Below are 18,446 nucleotides of genomic sequence, written 5' to 3' on the forward strand. Positions count from 1 at the left end.
TATAATTTTTCAGGGAGAAAGGGAAAAGATCAGTTAAGTGCAAAAGGCGCACACAACTTAAAAGTGGGAATATACACCCTGAATTTACGGGTAGAGGTAAAGTTAACCATGTTGTAATGTCCCCGCATGGCCCCGATGGGGGAAGTGAGCAGGCATCCGGAACTGTAGGAGTGAGACTCTCCGGGTTTCAGTACGGGCTTTTTTCCGATAACGCCTTCGCCATCTACAAATTCGGGATGGTTCAGGGAATCGAAGATCTGCCAGTGCCGGGAGGTCAGCTGCACGGAGTCCTTGCTCTGGTTTTCAATGGTGATCTTGTAACCGAAAGCAAAGTGCATCTTGTAGTTCTTGAAGAATGTACCTTCAAAACTGGTGATAACCGAGATCTTTATGCCTTTGGTTACTTGTGTGATCATGCAAAAAAATTAAGGATATATAACCACGATGCCGGGAGTGATCCTGAAACAGATCAGGATGTCCCTGTAAACAAAAATACAAATTTTAACGTTATCTGATCCAATTTGCGAATAAATTTTTTATACGACACTTTCCGGATGGTTGGTATTCGGTATTCGGTGATCGGTAATCACCGAATACCGGCTAACCGGTTCAGTTGGAGATATCCACGGATGAGGCACTGCCTATGCCGATGACGCTGTCGTACAGATCCCCGAAATTGCGGTAATAGACCAGGACGAGGTAATTGTTTTCCGTTTCGAAATAATTGCCGTTGATCGTAGTGTAGTCTGTTTCGCGAGGGGTTACCATGACGTATTTGTAATTGTAGAACCCTTGTTTCAGCCGGATGGTAGCCTGTAAAGTACCGCTATTTTCATCCAGGGTCATTTTGTTCTCGTCCGTGAGCTGGTAATTGTTGAACTTTCCGTAGACATAGACATCGTTCAACCCTGTTTCCTGGGTGTATTTAAGGCTGAAGTGTACATCGGCGTAGTCGGCTTCCGTATCGTTATCCCTGGCATTGCCATCCAGGGTCCTGATCTGAAAATCTCCGTTGATGTCCGGGTAATAGGTATACGGAACATCTTTTTGTACGGTATTGGTAAACAGGTAGGTGTTGTATATGTCGAGAAGTTCGGCCCTGGCTATGGTGCTGGAGGAAGCCCGGATCTCCTTGTTGTCAAAATAGTGGTATTCATTGCCCCCGTCAAATGCGGTCTCTTTGTCGTACTTGTAGATCAGTTGGTTGCCCGAATAGAACTGAGGTTTTATCCCTGTGATGGCCGTATTCCAGTTGTGATTTTGCAGGATGGCCACTTTTACTTCCTGTTGCGGGTTTACCAGGGAGAGGTTATTGCTGTTTATGGTGAACTGCACCACCTGTTTTTCCCGAATGACCGACATTTCCCGGGCTCTTTTCAACACCACTCCCACGGAGACCCGGTCTTTATATACTACAAACCGCCTTGAAAAGAGGAGGTTGTCGCGCTTGTCGTAAATTTTCAGAATGTAATTTCCGGACAGTTTTAGCCTTGTACGGGAATTGGGAAGGGTAAGGTCGTAATGCGAATAGGGTTGAAGTGTGGTTACCGAATTCCTGTAATCCTGTATCCTCTGGTTGTCCATACCATCCAGATATTGTGACTTAAGCAGGTCAGAAGGCGTCCAGTCGAAATTACAGTGCACGATCTTGTAGTAGTAATCATCTTCCCGGGCATTCAGGTCGTCGAACGAGAGGGTAAAGGTATCGCCCAGCATTATTAAGGGAAATTGATCGCCCTGGTTGTCACTATTACTTTTGAACACGATCGATTTAATGTGCTTTGGGGGAGCTATTTCTTTTTCGGCTTGTGCTTTGGTATACAGACTAAAGAACATAAGCAGGCCGGTAAAGGGGAGGAATAAATACTTTTTTCTATGCATAATGCGGTAAAGATAAACAAAAGACGTTTCAGATTGATTATTTCAGATTTTTTATCCCGATTGATCTGACCTCATTGTCAAATTGACACATTATAGGATTGCCGGATTAAAAATATTGTTTAGAATGGATATAAATAGCAAAAACTGTGCTTTGTCAGCATGAATAAATACCCTATAAATTTATAAATTTGCATGAATTTTTGAATAACCGATTTTTCAAAACAATCTTATTGTAACATGTCCAATGACATTCGTATCAGAAAAGGTTTGAATATCAACTTGGAAGGGGAGGCGGAAAAAGTAGTTTCGGATGCCCCGAGAGTTAAAACCTTCGCACTAAAACCCACAGATTTTCACAGCATTACTCCTAAAATGGTTGTGAAGGAGGGAGAAAAAATAAAAGCAGGTGATGTTATTTTCTTCTCTAAGTATAACGAAAAGATAAAGTTCGTAGCTCCGGTAAGTGGGACAATCTCAGAAATAAGAAGAGGCGCCAAACGCAGGATACTGGAAGTGGTTATCGATGCCGACAACCAGGATGACTATAAAGAGTTTGGAGCCAAAGATCCCGGGCAGCTTTCGGCAGAAGAGATTAAAGAATACCTGTTGGAAAGCGGTTGCTGGCCTTTTATTCGTCAGCGGCCGTATGACGTTATTGCCAATCCCGAAGAGACTCCGAAAGCCATATTTATTTCGGCTTATGCAAGTGCTCCTCTGGCAGCGGATGTGGAGTTTGTACTCCAGGGAAGGGAAGAGGACTTCCAGGCAGGTATCGATGCCGTAGCGAAACTCACTGCGGGAAAAACACACCTGTCTGTAAACAAAAAATCGTCTTCGTTCCTCAACGAGGTGAAAGGTGTGGAGCTCCACAAAGTTTCCGGGCCGCACCCCTCGGGTAATGTAGGAGTTCAGATACATCATATAGATCCTGTAAATGCCGGAGAACGGGTTTGGGTTATCAACCCTGAAGATGTGGCTGTCATCGGTAAGCTGTTCCGTACAGGACAGCTCGACACCACCCGTATTGTGGCCGTTGCCGGGTCTGAGATAGAGAAACCGCAATACTATAGGGTTAAGATAGGTTCTGGTATCAATGCCCTGGTGAAAAACGATTCCGGCAATGTAAGGATCATCAGTGGAGACGTGCTTACAGGAGATAAAATAGCAGGAAACAGTTTTCTCGGATACTATCACAATACGGTTACCGTAATACCGGAAGGAAATGAATATCGAATGTTCGGTTGGTTGCCGTTTAAGGACAACAATATACCGAGCATGCACCACACTTCTTTTTCCTGGCTGTTCCCTAAGAAGAAATACAAGGTGAATACCAATCTTAACGGAGAAGAAAGGGCACTGGTGGTTACCGGCGAAATGGAAAAGGTAATGCCCATGGATGTTTATCCCATGCAATTGCTCAAAGCCTGTATGGTAAACAATATCGAGAAAATGGAACATCTGGGGATCTACGAAGTGGCTCCCGAAGACTTTGCATTGATCGATTATGCCTGTACTTCCAAAATAGAGGCCCAGGATATCATCAGACAGGGACTGGATTTAATGATAAAAGAAGTTGGTTAATATATAAGCTATGAAGTTTTTAAGAAATAAAATAGATCAACTAAAAAAGCCCTTTGGTAAGGGAGAGAAGTGGGAGAAGTTCGCGCCTGCGATCAATGCTCTCGATACCTTTTTATATGTGCCGAACCACACCACTAAAAAAGGAGCGCACATCCGTGATGCAGTGGACCTGAAGCGTACCATGATCACTGTGGTTTTAGCGCTTGTCCCGGCATTGATATATGGTATCTACAACACAGGATACCAATACCTACACCAGCTCAACGGTGGTGATGTAGCCTTTATGGAGGCGTTTACACACGGTTTGTGGAAAGTACTTCCCATGATCGTTGTTTCCTATGCTGTGGGACTTACGATAGAATTTATTTTTGCCGTATACAGGGGGCACGAGGTCAATGAAGGGTTCCTGGTCACCGGACTGCTGGTCCCCATGATCATGCCGGTAGATATACCGCTATGGATGATCGGAGTGTCTGTAGCCTTTGCAGTGTTAATAGGAAAAGAAGCCTTTGGCGGTACGGGGATGAATATTTTGAATCCCGCTTTGTTAGCCAGGGCTTTTGCATTTTTTGCATATCCTACATATATGTCTGGTAACAAAGTTTGGGTTTCCGAAGCTACCAACGTGGATGCCGTTTCCGGAGAGACCATACTCGGAAGCCTTGCTGCGGGACACGATGTACATTTCAGTATGTTCGACATGTTCAGCGGAGCCATTCCCGGATCAGTAGGAGAAACCTCGACCCTTTTAATACTGGTAGGAGCGGCAATGCTTATCTTCACCGGAGTAGGAAGCTGGAGGATCATGCTCGGAGGTATTATCGGAGGTTCCATCATGGGGCTTCTCTTTAACGCCTGGAGTGCTAACGACCTGATGAGCTTCCCCTGGTATCAGCATTTGCTGGTTGGAGGTTTTGCTTTCGGGATCGTGTTTATGGCCACAGACCCTGTGTCTGCCGCACAGACCACCAAAGGGAAATGGATCTACGGTATACTGGTCGGGTTCTTCTGTATTATGATACGGGTATTCAACCCTGCCTATCCGGAAGGTGTAATGCTCGGTATCTTGCTGATGAACGTATTTGCACCGACCATAGATCACTACGTAGTAGAGGCCAACATAAAAAGAAGAAAGAAAAGGCTGGCCGCATCTAAACTTAAAACCGCTTAGTAATGAACAGAGAAGGTAATTTATACACGTTTATTTTTGCGATAGTCATGGTGGTGATCGTTGCATTTTCACTGGCTTTTGCGGCAACATCGCTAAAACCCAAGCAAAGTGAGAATGTAAAAAAAGAGAAGATGCAGAATATTCTCGGGACTATTGGCATTGAAGTAGAAAGAGAAGCTGCAGAAGAAAAATATAAAAATTATATAAAGGAAGAGTTATCACTCGTATCTGACGGTTCGGTGGACGAACAGTCAGTTGCCTTTGATGTGGACTTGAATAAGGAGTTGAAGCTGCCTGAAGATAAACAGCATTACCCCTTGTACATCGCAGAAGTGGAAGGGAAGAAATATTATGTTGTACCTTTGAGAGGAGCAGGGCTCTGGAACGCTATCTGGGGTTATATTGCACTTGAGGACGATCTGAATACCATAAAAGGAGTAAGTTTTGACCATGCAGGAGAAACTCCCGGACTCGGGGCGGAAATTACCCAGGCATGGTTTCAGGATTCTTTTAAAGGCAAGAAGATATTTGATGGCCAGGACGAGCTGGTAGGTATTACAGTTTCCAAAGGTAGTGGCACTAAAGGAGATAATGAAGTTGATGCCATTTCCGGGGCAACAATTACCGGGGACGGTGTAACGGACATGGTAAAAGAGCGTTTGTTGCACTACCTGCCGTATTTTAAGAAAGAAAAAACTCAATTAGCACTAAATTAATAGGACGTCATGAGTAAAAAAGCTGAAAAATCACCGATATTTCTTTTTGTGTCCGAGGAAAAAGAACCGCTGTTCTCCAAGCAGAACAGGCAACTGGTATCTGATCCTTTAAACGATAATAACCCTATTACCGTACAGGTACTGGGAATATGTTCGGCACTTGCGATAACCGTGCAATTAAAACCTGCGGTAGTGATGACGCTGGCTGTAATGGCAGTATTGGCATTCAGTAACGTTATCGTATCGCTGATCCGTAATTTGATCCCCAGCCGTATCCGTATTATAGTTCAATTGGTCGTCGTAGCTTCCCTTGTGATCCTGGTAGACCAGGTGCTCAAGGCATTTGCCTATGATGTGAGTAAGCAGTTGTCTGTATTTGTCGGGCTTATCATTACCAACTGTATCGTAATGGGACGCCTTGAGGCCTTTGCCCTGGGTAATGGCCCCTGGAAATCCTTTCTGGACGGTATAGGAAATGCTGCAGGTTACGGACTTATCCTTATCGTAGTAGCTTTTTTCAGGGAATTACTGGGATCGGGAAAACTGTTCGGCCTGGAAGTTCTGGGACATAAAGGAGTAACTTTGGCAGAATCTACCGGATTGTATGCACTCGGGTATGAAAATAATGGGTTTATGTTGTTCCCGCCAATGGCCTTGCTGACCGTAGGTATACTCATATGGATACAACGTTCCAGGAATAGAAAATTAATAGAAAAAGAATAAAAAGGCCTACCTGCCTTATAAAAATTCAGAAAAATGGATTACGTAAATCTTTTTGTAAAAAGTATCTTTATAGAGAACATGATCTTTGCCTACTTTCTGGGCATGTGTTCTTACCTGGCGGTGTCTAAAACGGTAAAGACAGCCGTAGGCCTGGGAGCAGCCGTTATTTTCGTACTGGCTATAACGGTCCCCATTAACTTTTTGCTCGATAATTATCTGTTGAGGCCCGGTGCTTTATCATGGCTCGGAGCCGAGTATGCCAATATCGATTTGAGTTTCCTTAGCTTTATCATGTTTATTGCGGTTATCGCTTCCATGGTACAGCTGGTGGAAATGATAGTGGAAAAATTTGCCCCGGCCCTGTACGGTGCCCTGGGGATATTCCTTCCCTTGATCGCGGTGAACTGTGCCATTCTCGGTGGCTCGCTGTTTATGCAGCAAAAGGACTTTGGCGGGGTTGGAGAATCTGCAATCTATGGTATAGGATCAGGTATAGGCTGGTTTCTTGCCATACTGGCCATTGCAGCTATCAGGGAAAAGATCACCTATTCCAATGTTCCCGCACCCTTGCGCGGACTGGGAATTACCTTTATCATTACCGGACTTATGGCGATAGGCTTTATGAGTTTTATGGGAGTTTCATTGTAAATCGTTTTTATATATAGATATGGATTATTCAGTAATCTTAGCCAGTATAGTTATATTTTTATTGTTGATTTTAGTGCTTGTTGCCATTCTTTTAGGGGCCAAGGCTAAATTAGTGCCTTCCGGACCCGTGTCACTGCACATCAATGGTGAAAAGGATGTGGAGGTGTCTTCTGGAGGAACCCTTTTGTCTACACTAGGGAACAACAAAATATTTCTACCATCTGCCTGTGGTGGTGGTGGTACCTGTATTCAGTGTAAATGCCGGGTATTGGAAGGAGGAGGAAATATCCTTCCTACCGAAGAACCGCACTTTACAAGGAAAGAGATTGCCGAAGGATGGCGTCTCGGCTGCCAGGTCAAAGTAAAACAGAATATGACCATTGAAGTTCCGGAAGAAGTATTCGGAATTAAGAAATGGGAAGCCACTGTGATGAGGAACTACAACGTAGCCTCGTTTATAAAGGAGTTCGTAGTAGAGATCCCCGAAGATATGGATTATCAACCCGGAGGATATATACAGATAGAGATCCCCAAATGTGTGGTCGATTTTAAAGATATAGATATTGAAGCCCACCCCAAAGAACACCCGGGAGAACCCGATAAGTTCAAAATGGAATGGGATAAGTTTAACCTGTGGCCGTTGACCATGAAAAACGACGAAACCGTAGAGCGGGCCTATTCAATGGCCTCTTATCCGGCTGAAGGGCGTGAGATCATGCTCAATGTACGTGTGGCCACCCCACCCTGGGACCGTGCCAAAAACGGTTGGATGGACGTAAATCCCGGAATAGCATCTTCCTACATTTTCTCAAGAAAAAAAGGTGATAAAGTAATTATTTCAGGACCTTACGGTGAATTCTTCATCAACCCTTCCGAAGCCGAAATGCTATACGTAGGTGGTGGGGCCGGTATGGCGCCTATGCGTTCGCACCTGTATCACCTCTTCAAGACACTGAGGACAGGAAGAAAAGTAAGCTACTGGTACGGAGGGCGTTCCAAAAGAGAATTATTCTACCTGGATCACTTCAAAGAACTGGAAGCGGAATTCCCTAACTTTAAGTTCTATGTAGTATTGTCCGAACCGCTTCCGGAGGACAACTGGAAAGAAAAGAAGGATGTTGATGATAGTGAAGGCGATGGTTTCCTCGGGTTTGTACACCAGGCTGTGATAGACCGGTATCTCACCAAGCACGATGCACCGGAAGACATAGAGTTCTATTTCTGTGGACCTCCCCTGATGAACAAAGCGGTGGAGAAAATGTGTGACGACTTCGGCGTACCACCCGAAAATGTTCGATTCGACGACTTCGGTGGATAATTAACACCGACAATTTATAACAAAAACCGATGCAGTAACGCATCGGTTTTTTTGTAGAAGAGAGAGATTGTATGTAGCTCCTTTTCATAAAAATTATAATTATAACACCAACCCCCTCCTTTGTTATATAATCATTATTTTTGTTGCATTCAAAAAAATCAAATAATGATGAATATCAAAACATTTTTAAGTCTTTCGCTGGCCGCAGGAATGTTCTTTTCCTGTGCTGACGAAAAAAAACAGCATGCGGAGAAAAAAGAACCGGTTGCTGAAAAGAAGTTTGAATATGTTGTAGACCAATTTGCCGATCTGAAAATACTTCGTTACCAGATCCCCGGATGGGAAAACCTCACCTTAAAAGAACAAAAACTGGTGTATTATCTCGTGGAAGCCGGACTGTCTGGCAGGGATATTATGTGGGACCAAAACTACCGTTACAACCTCGCCATACGAAAGGCTCTGGAAAATGTGTATACCAGCTATACTGGAAATAAAGATTCAAAAGAGTGGAATGCCTTTAAGACCTATTTGAAACGGGTGTGGTTTTCCAACGGCATCCACCACCACTATTCCAACGATAAGATAAAATCCGGGTTTTCCAGGGAATATCTGGATTCCCTGTTGACAGAGACCGGTACAGAACTGGACAGTGCCATAGTGGATGTCCTTTTTAGTGATAAAGATGCAAAAAAGGTAAACCTGGATGCTTCCAAAGGATTGATAAAAGGGTCGGCTGTGAACTTCTATGGCGAAGGGATCACTGCAGACGAAGTGGATGCCTTTTATGCAAAGATGGAGTCGCCCGACCCGAAAAAACCACTTTCCTTCGGTCTTAATTCAAAACTCGTAAAGCAGGATGGAAAGCTGGTGGAAAAAGTCTGGAAGAGCGGTGGAATGTACGGAGCGGCCATAGATAAGATCATCTACTGGCTGGAAAAGGCCAAAGGAGTTGCTGAAAATGAAAAACAGGCCAGGGCCCTCGGCTTCCTTATCGAATATTACAAAACGGGAGACCTGCAGAGCTGGGACGACTATAACGTAGCCTGGACCGAAGCCACAGAAGGCAATATAGATTATATAAACAGTTTTATCGAAGTGTATAACGATCCCAAAGGTTACCGCGGATCTTACGAGGCCATCGTACAGATCAAGGATTTTGAGATGTCAAAGAAAATGGAGGTCCTGGCCCACAATGCACAATGGTTTGAAGACCATTCCCCGCTAATGCCTGAGCACAAAAAGGAAAATGTGGTGGGAGTGTCTTATAAAACTGTTGTTGTGGCCGGAGAAGCAGGCGATGCCTCGCCGAGCACACCCATCGGGGTAAACCTGCCCAATGCCAACTGGATCAGGGCTGCGCACGGCTCCAAATCGGTGTCCCTGGGCAACATCATCGAAGCCTATAATAATGCCGGAAGCAGCGACCGCCTGAAAGAATTTGTAAACGACGAAGAAGAACTGGAGCTCGCTGAAAAATACGGGAAGCTCGGTGGAAAAATACATACTGCACTACACGAAGTGATCGGACACGCTTCCGGAAAGCTCAACCCCGGTGTGGGAGAGACCAAGGAAACCCTTAAAAACTACGCTTCCACACTGGAAGAGGGTAGGGCCGACCTCGTAGGGCTGTACTATATCATGGACCCGAAATTACAGGAACTCCGCCTGACAGACGATTACCGCAAGTTGGCCATGGCCGAATATGATGGATATATCCGCAACGGGTTGTTAACCCAGCTTGTCCGCCTGGAACTCGGCAGCAATGTAGAAGAAGCACATATGCGCAACCGTCAGTGGGTGTCTGCCTGGGTGTTTGAAAAAGGGAAAAAGGACAATGTTATCGAAAAGATAAACAGAGACGGGAAGACTTACTACAATATCAATGATTACGACAAGCTGAGAACGCTGTTTGGCGAATTGCTCCGGGAAACCCAGCGCATGAAGTCCGAAGGCGATTACGAAGCTGCAAAAGCATTGGTAGAGAACTATGGCGTAAAAGTAGACCAGGAGATACACAAAGAAGTCCTGGACAGGAACAAAGCCTTTAAGTCAGCCCCATACAGCGGATTCGTAAACCCGGTGCTGGTACCTGAAACCGATGAAGCAGGCGAGATCACCGCGATTAAAGTGACTCAGCCCGGAAGTTTCGAAGAGCAAATGCTGTACTATTCAGAAAAATACGGTTTTCTACCGGTGAAAAACTGACGTACTACCGCATTTTAATAAAAGATCAAGCCCGTCAGGTCAATACCGGCGGGCTTGTGCATAAAATGTAATGATGTTTAATAGGTCACTGCGAGCGAAGCGTCGGCAGTCTCCTGGCAGGTTTACGTATGCCATTAGAAGTTGCCGCTTGCCTTCATGAGATTGCCACCCTTCGATAAACTCAGGGCTGGCTCAAGCTGCTTAAGGCAGGGTTAGCAATGACGTTTTTAGCTTATGTAGAAACTCACATTAGTGAGGAAGTTTATTCTTAAGCAGGCCGTAAACAAAAGTCCCTGACAACGCTCCCAAAATAACAATACCCATACTCCAGAACCCTGCCCCCAGCAGGATATACATGGGGCCCGGACAGGCTCCGGCCAGTGCCCACCCCAGTCCGAAGAGGATACCTCCGGCCAGGTAACGGGTTACACCTTTGTCTTTATCTGCGATCTGTATTTTTTGGCCTTCCGTATTTTTTATTCCCCTGCGTTTAAATAGCTGTATACCGATAAGCCCGGTAAATATGGCTACCATAATAATACCGTACATATGAAAGGACTGAAAATGGAACATCTCATAGATCCTGTACCACGACACCGCCTCCGATTTGGTGAGAACGATCCCGAAAAAAATACCGACAAGCAAGAATTTGATATATTTCATGTATAAATAATTTATTTGGACTTAAGACTGTTTTTTTAGGTCATAAGTCCAATGTCTTATATCATAAGTCTAATAACCCTACGTCAAAAAATAAACGGCAATATAAAATGTGCCATAAGCAGCCCGCCCAGGAAAAAACCGATAACGGCGATCAACGAGGGAAGTTGCAGATTGCTGATACCGCTTATGGCGTGCCCGGAGGTGCATCCCCCCGCATACCGTGATCCGAACCCCACCAGGAACCCGCCTGCCAGCAGGATGAGCAATCCTTTGACCGTAAAGGCATTTTCCATCCCGAACACAGCATCCGGAAGCAATTTACCTTCCGGGGCATCGATGTGCAATTCACTGAGTTGAGCAATGGTTTCCGGGTTAATATTCACGCCACTGCCATCCGACAGGAAGTGGACGGTGATAAAACCGCCTATCATGGCCCCGAGGACCACCATGAGGTTCCAGCGCTGGGCCTTCCAGTTGAATTTAAAGAAGTCAGAATATTTACCGGCCCCGAAAACGGAACACAGGGTACGAAGGTTGGAAGACATTCCGAAGTTTTTCCCCATGTAAATGAGCAGAAGCATCACCAGTCCGATCAGGAAACCGGAGAGGTACCACGGAAAAGGTTTGTAGATAAGATCCATAGTTATAATATTATATTGCGAAAATACGGACATTCGTCAGGAACTGTGTAACTCCGGTTACACAAAAGGGTTTTTCAATATGGCTTATAGCTTAACGGACCTCGTGGTCATTTCTTTAGGGTCGCCGTTTTCATGGAATATTGCTTCGGTCTTCAGAATTTCGCAGGAGTCTGTCCGGAATTCGGATTCTACGGACAGCGTAGGGTCCTGTCCTATGCAATGTATCAGTATAGAGTCTGTTTCCTGTGCGGCCTTATCCTTACGGATCAGCCACAGGTACTGACTAGAAGCCTTCAGGTCCAGTATACTTGTGAAAAGCGTGGTTCCGATTAGTTTTTTCTCTATTTCTATCACGGTGTCTTTGTGAAAAACAGTGAACTTTTTCAGCTCGTTGTTGTAATCCATGGTCTTTTCGAGTGCAGTCAGGGCACATGCGGGAATGTTCTTCACAATTTCAACAGGTGGTTTGCCGACGGTTTGTTTTGTCTTGCAGGAAAGTAACACAAGAGGAAATATCCAGAATATTTTTCTCATACAAATAAAATGATTTGCAATAAGGCAGTTGAATAAGTTCAATGAAAGCCCCTTCTGTTTTAGCTTAAAAAACGAAAATGATTGTTTTTGTGTGATGCATTAAAATACTAACCCTGGGGAATATCTTCCCAAAGCCCGAGGATGTTGCCTTCAGTATCCTTTACATAGGCAAAAAAACCCATGTTCTCGATGGCTTCTTTGGGTTTGACGATCGTCCCTCCGGCATTCTTAACCTTTTCGAGGTATTCATCCACGGAAGGCACATTAATGGTTATAGAAGGAGTCGTTACCTGGGCTTCACGCAGAAAGATGCCGCCGTTAATGGCTCCGGGCTCTTTAGGCTGATAGGTGGTTTCGTCAGTGTCGACCGTCCTGGCCCCTACATAAACAGAACCATCGGGCATAGGCCAGTCTTGCATTTGCCAATCGAAAATGCTGTAAAATTTTTTGGCCCGCTCAAGATCGTCTGCGGGAATTTCGAAATGGACTACTTTTTTCATGGCTGGAATATTTTAAGGTGTTTGTGTGATACAAATATAGCTTTTTGAATGAAAATATGTTGTTGATTATTAAACTTTTATAGAAGTATGGTCCAATAAATATATGGAACAGGGGATTGTTTTTTTTGTTTTAAAAACTGTTTTGATTTTGTTTTTGGAGCATTTATAGCGTGTGTTTGTCAGAACCTGTAAGATTGAAGAAGATTGATAGAAGAGTGATGAAAAACGGACCACAAACATTTCAATCTCATTCAATCTCAGGGCGTAGCCCGATCAATCTGCTATCAATCTTTTAACCATCCCTTTGCCAGCACAGAAAAAACCGCCTGAAAGAACTGAAAATCTCAACTCAAAAATTCGTAACCCGTAATACCATTTATGTATCTTTGCCCCATGGAAATTCTGAGTGAACAGGAATTACATAACCTCGCTATGAATATTGTCGGGAAGGACCTGGAAAACCGGGGTTTTGAGTTTCTCGCCGTAAACAGCCAGCTCAAAAAAGACCCCCAGTTCGTCTGTCTCAAAAACAAGAAATTACATTTTGTGGTGGTCAAAGCCGTGAAGTATCCGGACAATCCGAAAAAATACGATGCGACATTCATGGAAACCGTAAAGGAACACGCCCTGAAATTCAAGGCGAGAACCTATTATGCAGGGGTGGGGATTGCCGATGCGGAAGATTATGAAAAACCGGTATTAAAAGGCCGTAATTATATAGTAAATTATGATGGGATTCAGGAAATCGTTTAGCATTTTAGTGGTTTTTACCTTGCTGGGTATGGGATTTACAGGATGTAAATCCCAGGAAAAATCCCGGACCATGACCATTAGCGGAGAGGCCCAGGGAAGTACGTATAGCATTAAGTATATTTCTGATGAGCAGGAAGACCTGAAACCCGCAATAGATTCCATATTGCTGGCTATTGATATGTCTATGTCTACATACAGGCCGGATTCTGATATTTCCAGGATCAATGCCGGAGACAGTACCGTAGTGGTCGATGAGAACTTCCGGAATGTCTTTCTCGGTTCGCAGAAGATCTGGAAAGAGTCCGGTGGAAGTTTTGACCCTACCATAGGAACACTGGTCAGGGCCTGGGGCTTTGGCCCGGACCATCACCGTATCCCTCTGGACAGTACCAGGGTAGACAGCCTTCTGCAATACTGCGGATTTGAAAAGGTGGCGCTGACACCGCAAAATACCATTTGGAAAAAAGATAAAAATATCTACTTTGATTTTAATTCCATCGCCCAGGGGTACACCGTAGACGTTATTGTCAATTTTTTCCTGGACCGGGGAATTGACGATTTTATCGTGGAAGTTGGAGGAGAGCTCGCAGCTCACGGAAGAAACACGGAAAAAGACAAGAACTGGGTGGTCGGTATTGACGACCCGCTGCAAGGAACGGAAGGACGTACTTTTATCGCCAAAATAAATATAAACAATTTAGGAATGGCCACTTCCGGGAATTACCGTAAAACCATTACCGATTCCATTACCGGGGAAAAATATGTCCATACTGTAGACCCCAAAACAGGATTTACCAAAAAGGGAAGTGTGGTGAGCACGACCGTCCTGGCCGAAACCTGTATGGAAGCCGATGCCTATGCCACCACCTTTATGGTCATGGACCTGGAAAGGTCGAAAGAGTTTTTAAAAACAAAGCCGGAATTGCATGCCTTTATCCTCTATATGGACGAAAACAACGAAATGCAGAAGTATATGACCGAAGGATTTAAGGCATTGTTATTGAAATAAGGCCCGTGACGGGGAAAACCACAAAGATCACAAAGCAGGCACAGAGGTCACAAAGTATCGTATTGAAATTAAATGTATAACCCGAATCTTTAATATTGGATACAAAACTAATGAACTCCCCAACTCCAAGACTCCAAAACTACTTATAGCAAACAGGAATGATCTCCCCATCGGCCAAAGCATAGCGTTTTACCTGTTCGGGGGGGAGTTTTTTGGTATAGTCTGCTTCCTCAACCTTAAAGCCGATGTCCCTTAACTTGTTAAAATAATCCCTGCCGTATACCCGTACGTGGTCGTACTGCCCGAAAATGGCTGCCCTTTCTTTGGGATCGGTAATGGAGTCGTCTTCAAAAGTTGTTTCCCGGCCCAGGTCCTGGGGGATCTGGAAGATCCCTGTTCCGCCCGGTTTTAGTATACGGTATAATTCCTGCATGGCCCTTGTATCGTCAGGGATATGTTCCAGGACGTGATTGCAGAGCACAAAGTCAAAGCTGTTGTCCTCGAAGGGCAGATTGCAGATATCTGCCTTTACATCTGCCAGGGGCGATTCCAGGTCGGTAGTGGTATAATCCAGGTTGGGTTGTTTCCGGAAGCGTTTGTAAAAAGCCTGTTCCGGGGCAAAATGTAATACTTTTTTCGGGGCGGTAAAGAAATCCGTCTCGTGCTGAAGGTAGAGCCATAAAAGGCGGTGCCTTTCCAGGGATAGTGTTCCGGGTGCCAGGACATTTTCCCGTTGCTTTTCATAGCCATAAGGCAGGAACGAACAATAACTCCTGCCGTCGATGGGATCGGTATAAGTGCTTCCCCGCAGCGCAAAGGCAAGTACAGGCCTTACCCAGTAGCTTATCCGGATAAGGAAGGGCCTCGGGATGAGGTTCAATATGGTTTTGAACAACCTTTTCATAAGGCAGGGCCTTCCGGATTTACAGGTTCGGAATGATAGGGAACAGGCATTTTATAATACCAGTGCTTTTTTTCTGAATTCGTCCTCTTCATTGCTCTCAATGCCCAGGGCTTCGTAGATATAGGCAAAAGTGGAGAGCAGTTCGGGCTTGCCGTCCACCAGGGCTACATCGTGCTCAAAATGTGCGCTCGGTTTGCCGTCGGCAGTGACAATGGTCCATCCGTCTTTTAACTGTTTGATCCTTTGGGTCCCCATGTTTATCATAGGCTCTATGGCAACAACCATTCCTTCTATGAATTTTTTACCGCGGCCTCTTTTTCCATAGTTGGGCATTTCAGGGTCTTCATGCATTTTTTCTCCTACACCGTGGCCTACCAGCTCCCGGACTACGCCATAACCGTGCTTTTCACAATATTGCTGAATGGCATGGCCAACGTCGCCTACGCGGTTGCCCGCTTTAAACTCTTTAATGCCTATATAGAGTGATTCTTTAGTTACTTCCAGTAATTTTTTGGTTTCCGGGGCTATCTCTCCGATCTCAAATGTGTAGGCGTGATCTCCGTAAAACCCATTCATTAAAGCACCACAATCTATGGATACGATATCACCTTCCTTCAGGGGTTCATCGGTAGGAAGGCCGTGAACTACCGCCATATTGATACTGGTAAGCAGGGTAGACGGGCAGTCGTACAAACCTAAAAAACCCGGTTTGGCCCCGTGGTCCCTGATAAATTGTTCGGCGAGTTTATCCAGTTGTATGGTGGTAACGCCGGGTTTTACTTCTTTGGCCAGCATCCCCAGTGTTTTGGATACGATGAGGGCACTTTCCCGCATTAACTCTATCTGTTCCGGCGATTTTACATGTATCATTTCCTTGTTGTTTATGGTGTTCCGCAGTGTTTATGGCGGAAATAATTATCCGCGCAAAAATAGGAATTAATCTGCAAACATTGAAAGTTACAAGTTGCAGGTTGCAAGTTACACGTTAAATTGCCGTGTATACCTCAAACCTGCAACCTGTAACCGGCAACAGGCAACCGGCAACTTCCAACAATCAAATGTGAATGACCAGTTTCCGATATTCCTAACGGATAACATCAGTATCCACCGGTATATACCCCAGGTGCCGGCTGAGGGAAAGAATCTGTCCCTTGTGGTGAAATTCGTGAGTAATGACATGGGTGAAAAGTTGCAGGGGCGAAATATTTCTTTCCCGGTTGTTTACCCGTAGTGGGATTTTAGCCGTAAAACCTGAAGCATAGCGGCTGAAAAATTCTTTCATCAGGGTATCGATGTCCCCGTAGAAAATGCGTAGTTCACTCGTTGTGGTTATCGAAGAGAAGCGGGTGAACTCCGTACTTTTGTGTAATGCGCGTTGGCCTATCCACAATTCGTAAGTATTTCCAGTATGTACCAGCAGATTGCGTATGCTTCCCCTGCCAAAAGAGCTGTTTTCCCTGGTAAAATCTTCCCTGGAAATGGTGTCGCAGTATTGAAACAGGACTTCCCGGGACTGTTTGATCAGGTCGTATTGCGTGGTCAGTGTATTTTTCATTGTTATAATATCCGGGTCATTACATATTTCCTTGTGAAGGATCAGCCTTTTTTCTCTTACTTTCGAGATACGAATCTACGGAATACCTTCCGGCATGCATAAAATAGATCAGGAAAGATACGGCCAGCAGGTGAATGGCCGGGGCTGTGTTTAAATAAGAGTCGCCTGCTAACAGGTGTGCGCCGACGATGGCTACGATAAAATTCAGGATCATCAACAGGCTGAAGATTCTTACCTTATACCCAGCAATCCAGCTAAGGCCGGTAAAAAACTGGGCATATACCGATACAACGGCACAGAGCAGTGGAAGGGGAAAGCCTTTGGCAGCCAGAAATCCCTGAAATTCGAGCATTCTGTCCCAGTCCGTGATATTGTCTATGGAGCCATATATGAGCCGTATCCCGAAGGCCAGCCGTATGACCAGTAAGGCGATATCTTTTCGTGTTTCCTGGTTCATGCCCGAAATTTTTTAAGTGTTAGAAGAAACTATGTGTATAAAGATATAAATTAACATGCAATTAAAGGAAAGACAGTGAGTTAATGAGCCCCATAGTTTGGGATTTTCTGGAATTGTTTCACTCCCCAACTCCAAAACTCCAAAACCAAAACACAATCCAATCCTCGCTCGTTTTGACAGAGCATTCATGCCCGAATAGGATTTTCTTTTTTATCTTTAGCTGCAAACCGTACGATATGGAAAAAATAAAGACTTCAGATTACAGGGTCGGAAAAGAGATTAGCTTAAAGGAGATCCCCACATTAAACACCCTTGGTGCCACGGAAGAAGAATTGGAAAAAGCCCTGGCCAAAGAGCGGAATAAACTCGCCAAATTCCAGAACAGGATGTATGCCCATGGAAAATACGGAGTGCTGATTTGTATACAGGGTATGGACACTGCCGGAAAAGACAGCCTTATCCGTGAAGTCTTTAAAGATCTCAATGCCCGTGGGGTAGTGGTGCACAGTTTTAAGACACCGTCTGTACGCGAACTCAGGCACGATTATCTCTGGAGGCATTATATGGCCCTGCCCGAACGGGGAAAGTTCAGCGTTTTTAACCGTACCCATTACGAAAATGTGCTGGTTACCCGGGTGCATCCCGAATATATCCTGAATGAGAATATTCCCGGTATAGAAAGTACAGACAACATAGGCCCCGGATTCTGGAGCAAAAGGTTTGAACAGATCAACAATTTTGAAAAACACGCTGTGGAGAACGGGACGATCATATTCAAATTCTTCCTGCACCTGTCTAAAGAAGAACAGCGGCATCGGCTGCTTCGCCGGCTCAATAAAGAAAACAAGAACTGGAAGTTTTCTCCCGGCGACCTGAAAGAACGGAAACTGTGGGACAATTATCAAAAATGCTATGAAGAAGCCATAAACCACACATCCACCGCACATGCCCCCTGGTATGTGATCCCGGCAGACAACAAAAAAGCATCACGGTTGATCCTGGCCGATATTCTCTACGACGAACTCAAGGAATATAAAGATGTCAGGGAGCCCGAACTGAACCACGAGACCAGGGCACATCTGGAAGATTATAAAAAACAGTTGGAAGGAGAATAGATTTTGTGGACAATAGTCCTTAATTTTGGCCTTTCCTCGGTTTTAGCATGTCCTGAGCTAGCCTGCACTGAG

At 44.8% G+C, this 18,446-nt stretch carries 20 protein-coding genes; 10 read left to right on the top strand and 10 right to left on the bottom strand.

Annotated elements, in window-relative coordinates:
• Positions 1 to 29 precede the first annotated feature (29 nt).
• Both apaG and KN811_RS00750 read right to left on the bottom strand, forming a co-directional pair.
• Positions 30 to 416, bottom strand: a complete 387-nt coding sequence (apaG, locus tag KN811_RS00745) for a Co2+/Mg2+ efflux protein ApaG (RefSeq protein WP_187965314.1) — start codon at positions 414 to 416, stop codon at positions 30 to 32.
• A 193-nt stretch (positions 417 to 609) separates the two neighbouring features.
• Positions 610 to 1,881 carry a type IX secretion system plug protein gene (locus KN811_RS00750; RefSeq protein WP_187967687.1) on the bottom strand — a complete coding sequence of 424 codons (1,272 nt, stop codon included), beginning with the start codon at positions 1,879 to 1,881 and terminating at the stop codon, positions 610 to 612.
• 237 nt (positions 1,882 to 2,118) lie between these two features.
• Here KN811_RS00750 and KN811_RS00755 point away from each other — a divergent pair, with 237 nt between their 5' ends.
• From KN811_RS00755 to KN811_RS00785, 7 genes are all read left to right on the top strand, one after another.
• On the top strand, positions 2,119 to 3,462 hold the full coding sequence (locus KN811_RS00755) for a Na(+)-translocating NADH-quinone reductase subunit A (RefSeq protein ID WP_187967688.1): 1,344 nt from the start codon (positions 2,119 to 2,121) through the stop codon (positions 3,460 to 3,462).
• 10 nt (positions 3,463 to 3,472) lie between these two features.
• Positions 3,473 to 4,633 carry an NADH:ubiquinone reductase (Na(+)-transporting) subunit B gene (locus KN811_RS00760; RefSeq protein ID WP_187967689.1) on the top strand — a complete coding sequence of 387 codons (1,161 nt, stop codon included), beginning with the start codon at positions 3,473 to 3,475 and terminating at the stop codon, positions 4,631 to 4,633.
• Positions 4,634 to 4,635: 2 nt separating this feature from the next.
• On the top strand, positions 4,636 to 5,349 hold the full coding sequence (gene nqrC, locus KN811_RS00765; RefSeq protein WP_187967690.1) for an NADH:ubiquinone reductase (Na(+)-transporting) subunit C: 714 nt from the start codon (positions 4,636 to 4,638) through the stop codon (positions 5,347 to 5,349).
• A 9-nt stretch (positions 5,350 to 5,358) separates the two neighbouring features.
• The gene (locus KN811_RS00770; protein WP_187967691.1) at positions 5,359 to 6,072 is read left to right on the top strand and encodes an NADH:ubiquinone reductase (Na(+)-transporting) subunit D; all 714 of its coding nucleotides are present in this window, start codon (positions 5,359 to 5,361) and stop codon (positions 6,070 to 6,072) included.
• A 33-nt stretch (positions 6,073 to 6,105) separates the two neighbouring features.
• Positions 6,106 to 6,720: an NADH:ubiquinone reductase (Na(+)-transporting) subunit E gene (gene nqrE, locus KN811_RS00775; RefSeq protein ID WP_187967692.1), complete on the top strand. Its 615-nt coding sequence runs from the start codon at positions 6,106 to 6,108 to the stop codon at positions 6,718 to 6,720.
• A 19-nt stretch (positions 6,721 to 6,739) separates the two neighbouring features.
• On the top strand, positions 6,740 to 8,038 hold the full coding sequence (nqrF, locus tag KN811_RS00780) for an NADH:ubiquinone reductase (Na(+)-transporting) subunit F (RefSeq protein ID WP_216334637.1): 1,299 nt from the start codon (positions 6,740 to 6,742) through the stop codon (positions 8,036 to 8,038).
• Positions 8,039 to 8,206: 168 nt separating this feature from the next.
• Positions 8,207 to 10,243: a dipeptidyl peptidase 3 gene (locus KN811_RS00785; protein ID WP_216334693.1), complete on the top strand. Its 2,037-nt coding sequence runs from the start codon at positions 8,207 to 8,209 to the stop codon at positions 10,241 to 10,243.
• 249 nt (positions 10,244 to 10,492) lie between these two features.
• Here the strand turns inward: KN811_RS00785 and KN811_RS00790 are convergent, their stop codons facing one another.
• The 4 genes from KN811_RS00790 to KN811_RS00805 form a co-directional block, all read right to left on the bottom strand.
• The gene (locus KN811_RS00790; protein ID WP_187964304.1) at positions 10,493 to 10,906 is read right to left on the bottom strand and encodes a DUF6691 family protein; all 414 of its coding nucleotides are present in this window, start codon (positions 10,904 to 10,906) and stop codon (positions 10,493 to 10,495) included.
• 83 nt (positions 10,907 to 10,989) lie between these two features.
• Positions 10,990 to 11,547, bottom strand: a complete 558-nt coding sequence (locus KN811_RS00795) for a YeeE/YedE family protein (protein WP_187964305.1) — start codon at positions 11,545 to 11,547, stop codon at positions 10,990 to 10,992.
• An 84-nt stretch (positions 11,548 to 11,631) separates the two neighbouring features.
• Positions 11,632 to 12,081, bottom strand: coding sequence for a hypothetical protein (locus KN811_RS00800; RefSeq protein ID WP_187964306.1), 450 nt, complete (start codon positions 12,079 to 12,081; stop codon positions 11,632 to 11,634).
• A gap of 107 nt (positions 12,082 to 12,188) precedes the next feature.
• Positions 12,189 to 12,581, bottom strand: coding sequence for a VOC family protein (locus tag KN811_RS00805; RefSeq protein ID WP_187964307.1), 393 nt, complete (start codon positions 12,579 to 12,581; stop codon positions 12,189 to 12,191).
• Between the two features lie 393 nt (positions 12,582 to 12,974).
• On the opposite strand from KN811_RS00805, the gene KN811_RS00810 reads away from it, so the two are divergent.
• Positions 12,975 to 13,334 carry a Na(+)-translocating NADH-quinone reductase subunit F gene (locus KN811_RS00810; RefSeq protein WP_187964308.1) on the top strand — a complete coding sequence of 120 codons (360 nt, stop codon included), beginning with the start codon at positions 12,975 to 12,977 and terminating at the stop codon, positions 13,332 to 13,334.
• Entirely contained in the window at positions 13,309 to 14,343 is a 1,035-nt protein-coding gene (locus KN811_RS00815; RefSeq protein ID WP_247716378.1) for an FAD:protein FMN transferase, read from the top strand. Before KN811_RS00810 ends, KN811_RS00815 begins: the two co-directional genes overlap by 26 nt.
• Before the next feature lie 139 nt (positions 14,344 to 14,482).
• Here the strand turns inward: KN811_RS00815 and KN811_RS00820 are convergent, their stop codons facing one another.
• The 4 genes from KN811_RS00820 to KN811_RS00835 form a co-directional block, all read right to left on the bottom strand.
• Positions 14,483 to 15,247, bottom strand: a complete 765-nt coding sequence (locus KN811_RS00820; RefSeq protein WP_187964309.1) for a class I SAM-dependent methyltransferase — start codon at positions 15,245 to 15,247, stop codon at positions 14,483 to 14,485.
• A gap of 51 nt (positions 15,248 to 15,298) precedes the next feature.
• Positions 15,299 to 16,117, bottom strand: a complete 819-nt coding sequence (gene map, locus KN811_RS00825) for a type I methionyl aminopeptidase (protein WP_187964310.1) — start codon at positions 16,115 to 16,117, stop codon at positions 15,299 to 15,301.
• A 214-nt stretch (positions 16,118 to 16,331) separates the two neighbouring features.
• The gene (locus KN811_RS00830) at positions 16,332 to 16,802 is read right to left on the bottom strand and encodes a DinB family protein (protein ID WP_187964311.1); all 471 of its coding nucleotides are present in this window, start codon (positions 16,800 to 16,802) and stop codon (positions 16,332 to 16,334) included.
• Between the two features lie 19 nt (positions 16,803 to 16,821).
• Positions 16,822 to 17,259 carry a DoxX family protein gene (locus KN811_RS00835; protein ID WP_187964312.1) on the bottom strand — a complete coding sequence of 146 codons (438 nt, stop codon included), beginning with the start codon at positions 17,257 to 17,259 and terminating at the stop codon, positions 16,822 to 16,824.
• Positions 17,260 to 17,495: 236 nt separating this feature from the next.
• On the opposite strand from KN811_RS00835, the gene KN811_RS00840 reads away from it, so the two are divergent.
• The gene (locus tag KN811_RS00840) at positions 17,496 to 18,374 is read left to right on the top strand and encodes a PPK2 family polyphosphate kinase (protein ID WP_187964313.1); all 879 of its coding nucleotides are present in this window, start codon (positions 17,496 to 17,498) and stop codon (positions 18,372 to 18,374) included.
• Positions 18,375 to 18,446 lie beyond the last annotated feature (72 nt).

It is taken from the genome of Sinomicrobium weinanense (assembly GCF_018863395.1).
In the GTDB taxonomy this organism is placed as follows: domain Bacteria; phylum Bacteroidota; class Bacteroidia; order Flavobacteriales; family Flavobacteriaceae; genus Sinomicrobium; species Sinomicrobium weinanense.

What these genes read in the sequence shown, in the direction of transcription:
- KN811_RS00830 (WP_187964311.1), bottom strand. Translation starts at nt 16,802, where the DNA reads ATGAAAAATACACTGACCACGCAATACGACCTGATCAAACAGTCCCGG.
- nqrE (WP_187967692.1), top strand. Translation starts at nt 6,106, where the DNA reads ATGGATTACGTAAATCTTTTTGTAAAAAGTATCTTTATAGAGAACATG.
- KN811_RS00760 (WP_187967689.1), top strand. Translation starts at nt 3,473, where the DNA reads ATGAAGTTTTTAAGAAATAAAATAGATCAACTAAAAAAGCCCTTTGGT.
- KN811_RS00785 (WP_216334693.1), top strand. Translation starts at nt 8,207, where the DNA reads ATGAATATCAAAACATTTTTAAGTCTTTCGCTGGCCGCAGGAATGTTC.
- KN811_RS00800 (WP_187964306.1), bottom strand. Translation starts at nt 12,081, where the DNA reads ATGAGAAAAATATTCTGGATATTTCCTCTTGTGTTACTTTCCTGCAAG.
- KN811_RS00820 (WP_187964309.1), bottom strand. Translation starts at nt 15,247, where the DNA reads ATGAAAAGGTTGTTCAAAACCATATTGAACCTCATCCCGAGGCCCTTC.
- nqrC (WP_187967690.1), top strand. Translation starts at nt 4,636, where the DNA reads ATGAACAGAGAAGGTAATTTATACACGTTTATTTTTGCGATAGTCATG.
- KN811_RS00835 (WP_187964312.1), bottom strand. Translation starts at nt 17,259, where the DNA reads ATGAACCAGGAAACACGAAAAGATATCGCCTTACTGGTCATACGGCTG.
- map (WP_187964310.1), bottom strand. Translation starts at nt 16,117, where the DNA reads ATGATACATGTAAAATCGCCGGAACAGATAGAGTTAATGCGGGAAAGT.
- KN811_RS00805 (WP_187964307.1), bottom strand. Translation starts at nt 12,581, where the DNA reads ATGAAAAAAGTAGTCCATTTCGAAATTCCCGCAGACGATCTTGAGCGG.
- KN811_RS00790 (WP_187964304.1), bottom strand. Translation starts at nt 10,906, where the DNA reads ATGAAATATATCAAATTCTTGCTTGTCGGTATTTTTTTCGGGATCGTT.
- KN811_RS00750 (WP_187967687.1), bottom strand. Translation starts at nt 1,881, where the DNA reads ATGCATAGAAAAAAGTATTTATTCCTCCCCTTTACCGGCCTGCTTATG.
- KN811_RS00840 (WP_187964313.1), top strand. Translation starts at nt 17,496, where the DNA reads ATGGAAAAAATAAAGACTTCAGATTACAGGGTCGGAAAAGAGATTAGC.
- KN811_RS00770 (WP_187967691.1), top strand. Translation starts at nt 5,359, where the DNA reads ATGAGTAAAAAAGCTGAAAAATCACCGATATTTCTTTTTGTGTCCGAG.
- nqrF (WP_216334637.1), top strand. Translation starts at nt 6,740, where the DNA reads ATGGATTATTCAGTAATCTTAGCCAGTATAGTTATATTTTTATTGTTG.
- KN811_RS00810 (WP_187964308.1), top strand. Translation starts at nt 12,975, where the DNA reads ATGGAAATTCTGAGTGAACAGGAATTACATAACCTCGCTATGAATATT.
- KN811_RS00795 (WP_187964305.1), bottom strand. Translation starts at nt 11,547, where the DNA reads ATGGATCTTATCTACAAACCTTTTCCGTGGTACCTCTCCGGTTTCCTG.
- KN811_RS00755 (WP_187967688.1), top strand. Translation starts at nt 2,119, where the DNA reads ATGTCCAATGACATTCGTATCAGAAAAGGTTTGAATATCAACTTGGAA.
- apaG (WP_187965314.1), bottom strand. Translation starts at nt 416, where the DNA reads ATGATCACACAAGTAACCAAAGGCATAAAGATCTCGGTTATCACCAGT.
- KN811_RS00815 (WP_247716378.1), top strand. Translation starts at nt 13,309, where the DNA reads ATGATGGGATTCAGGAAATCGTTTAGCATTTTAGTGGTTTTTACCTTG.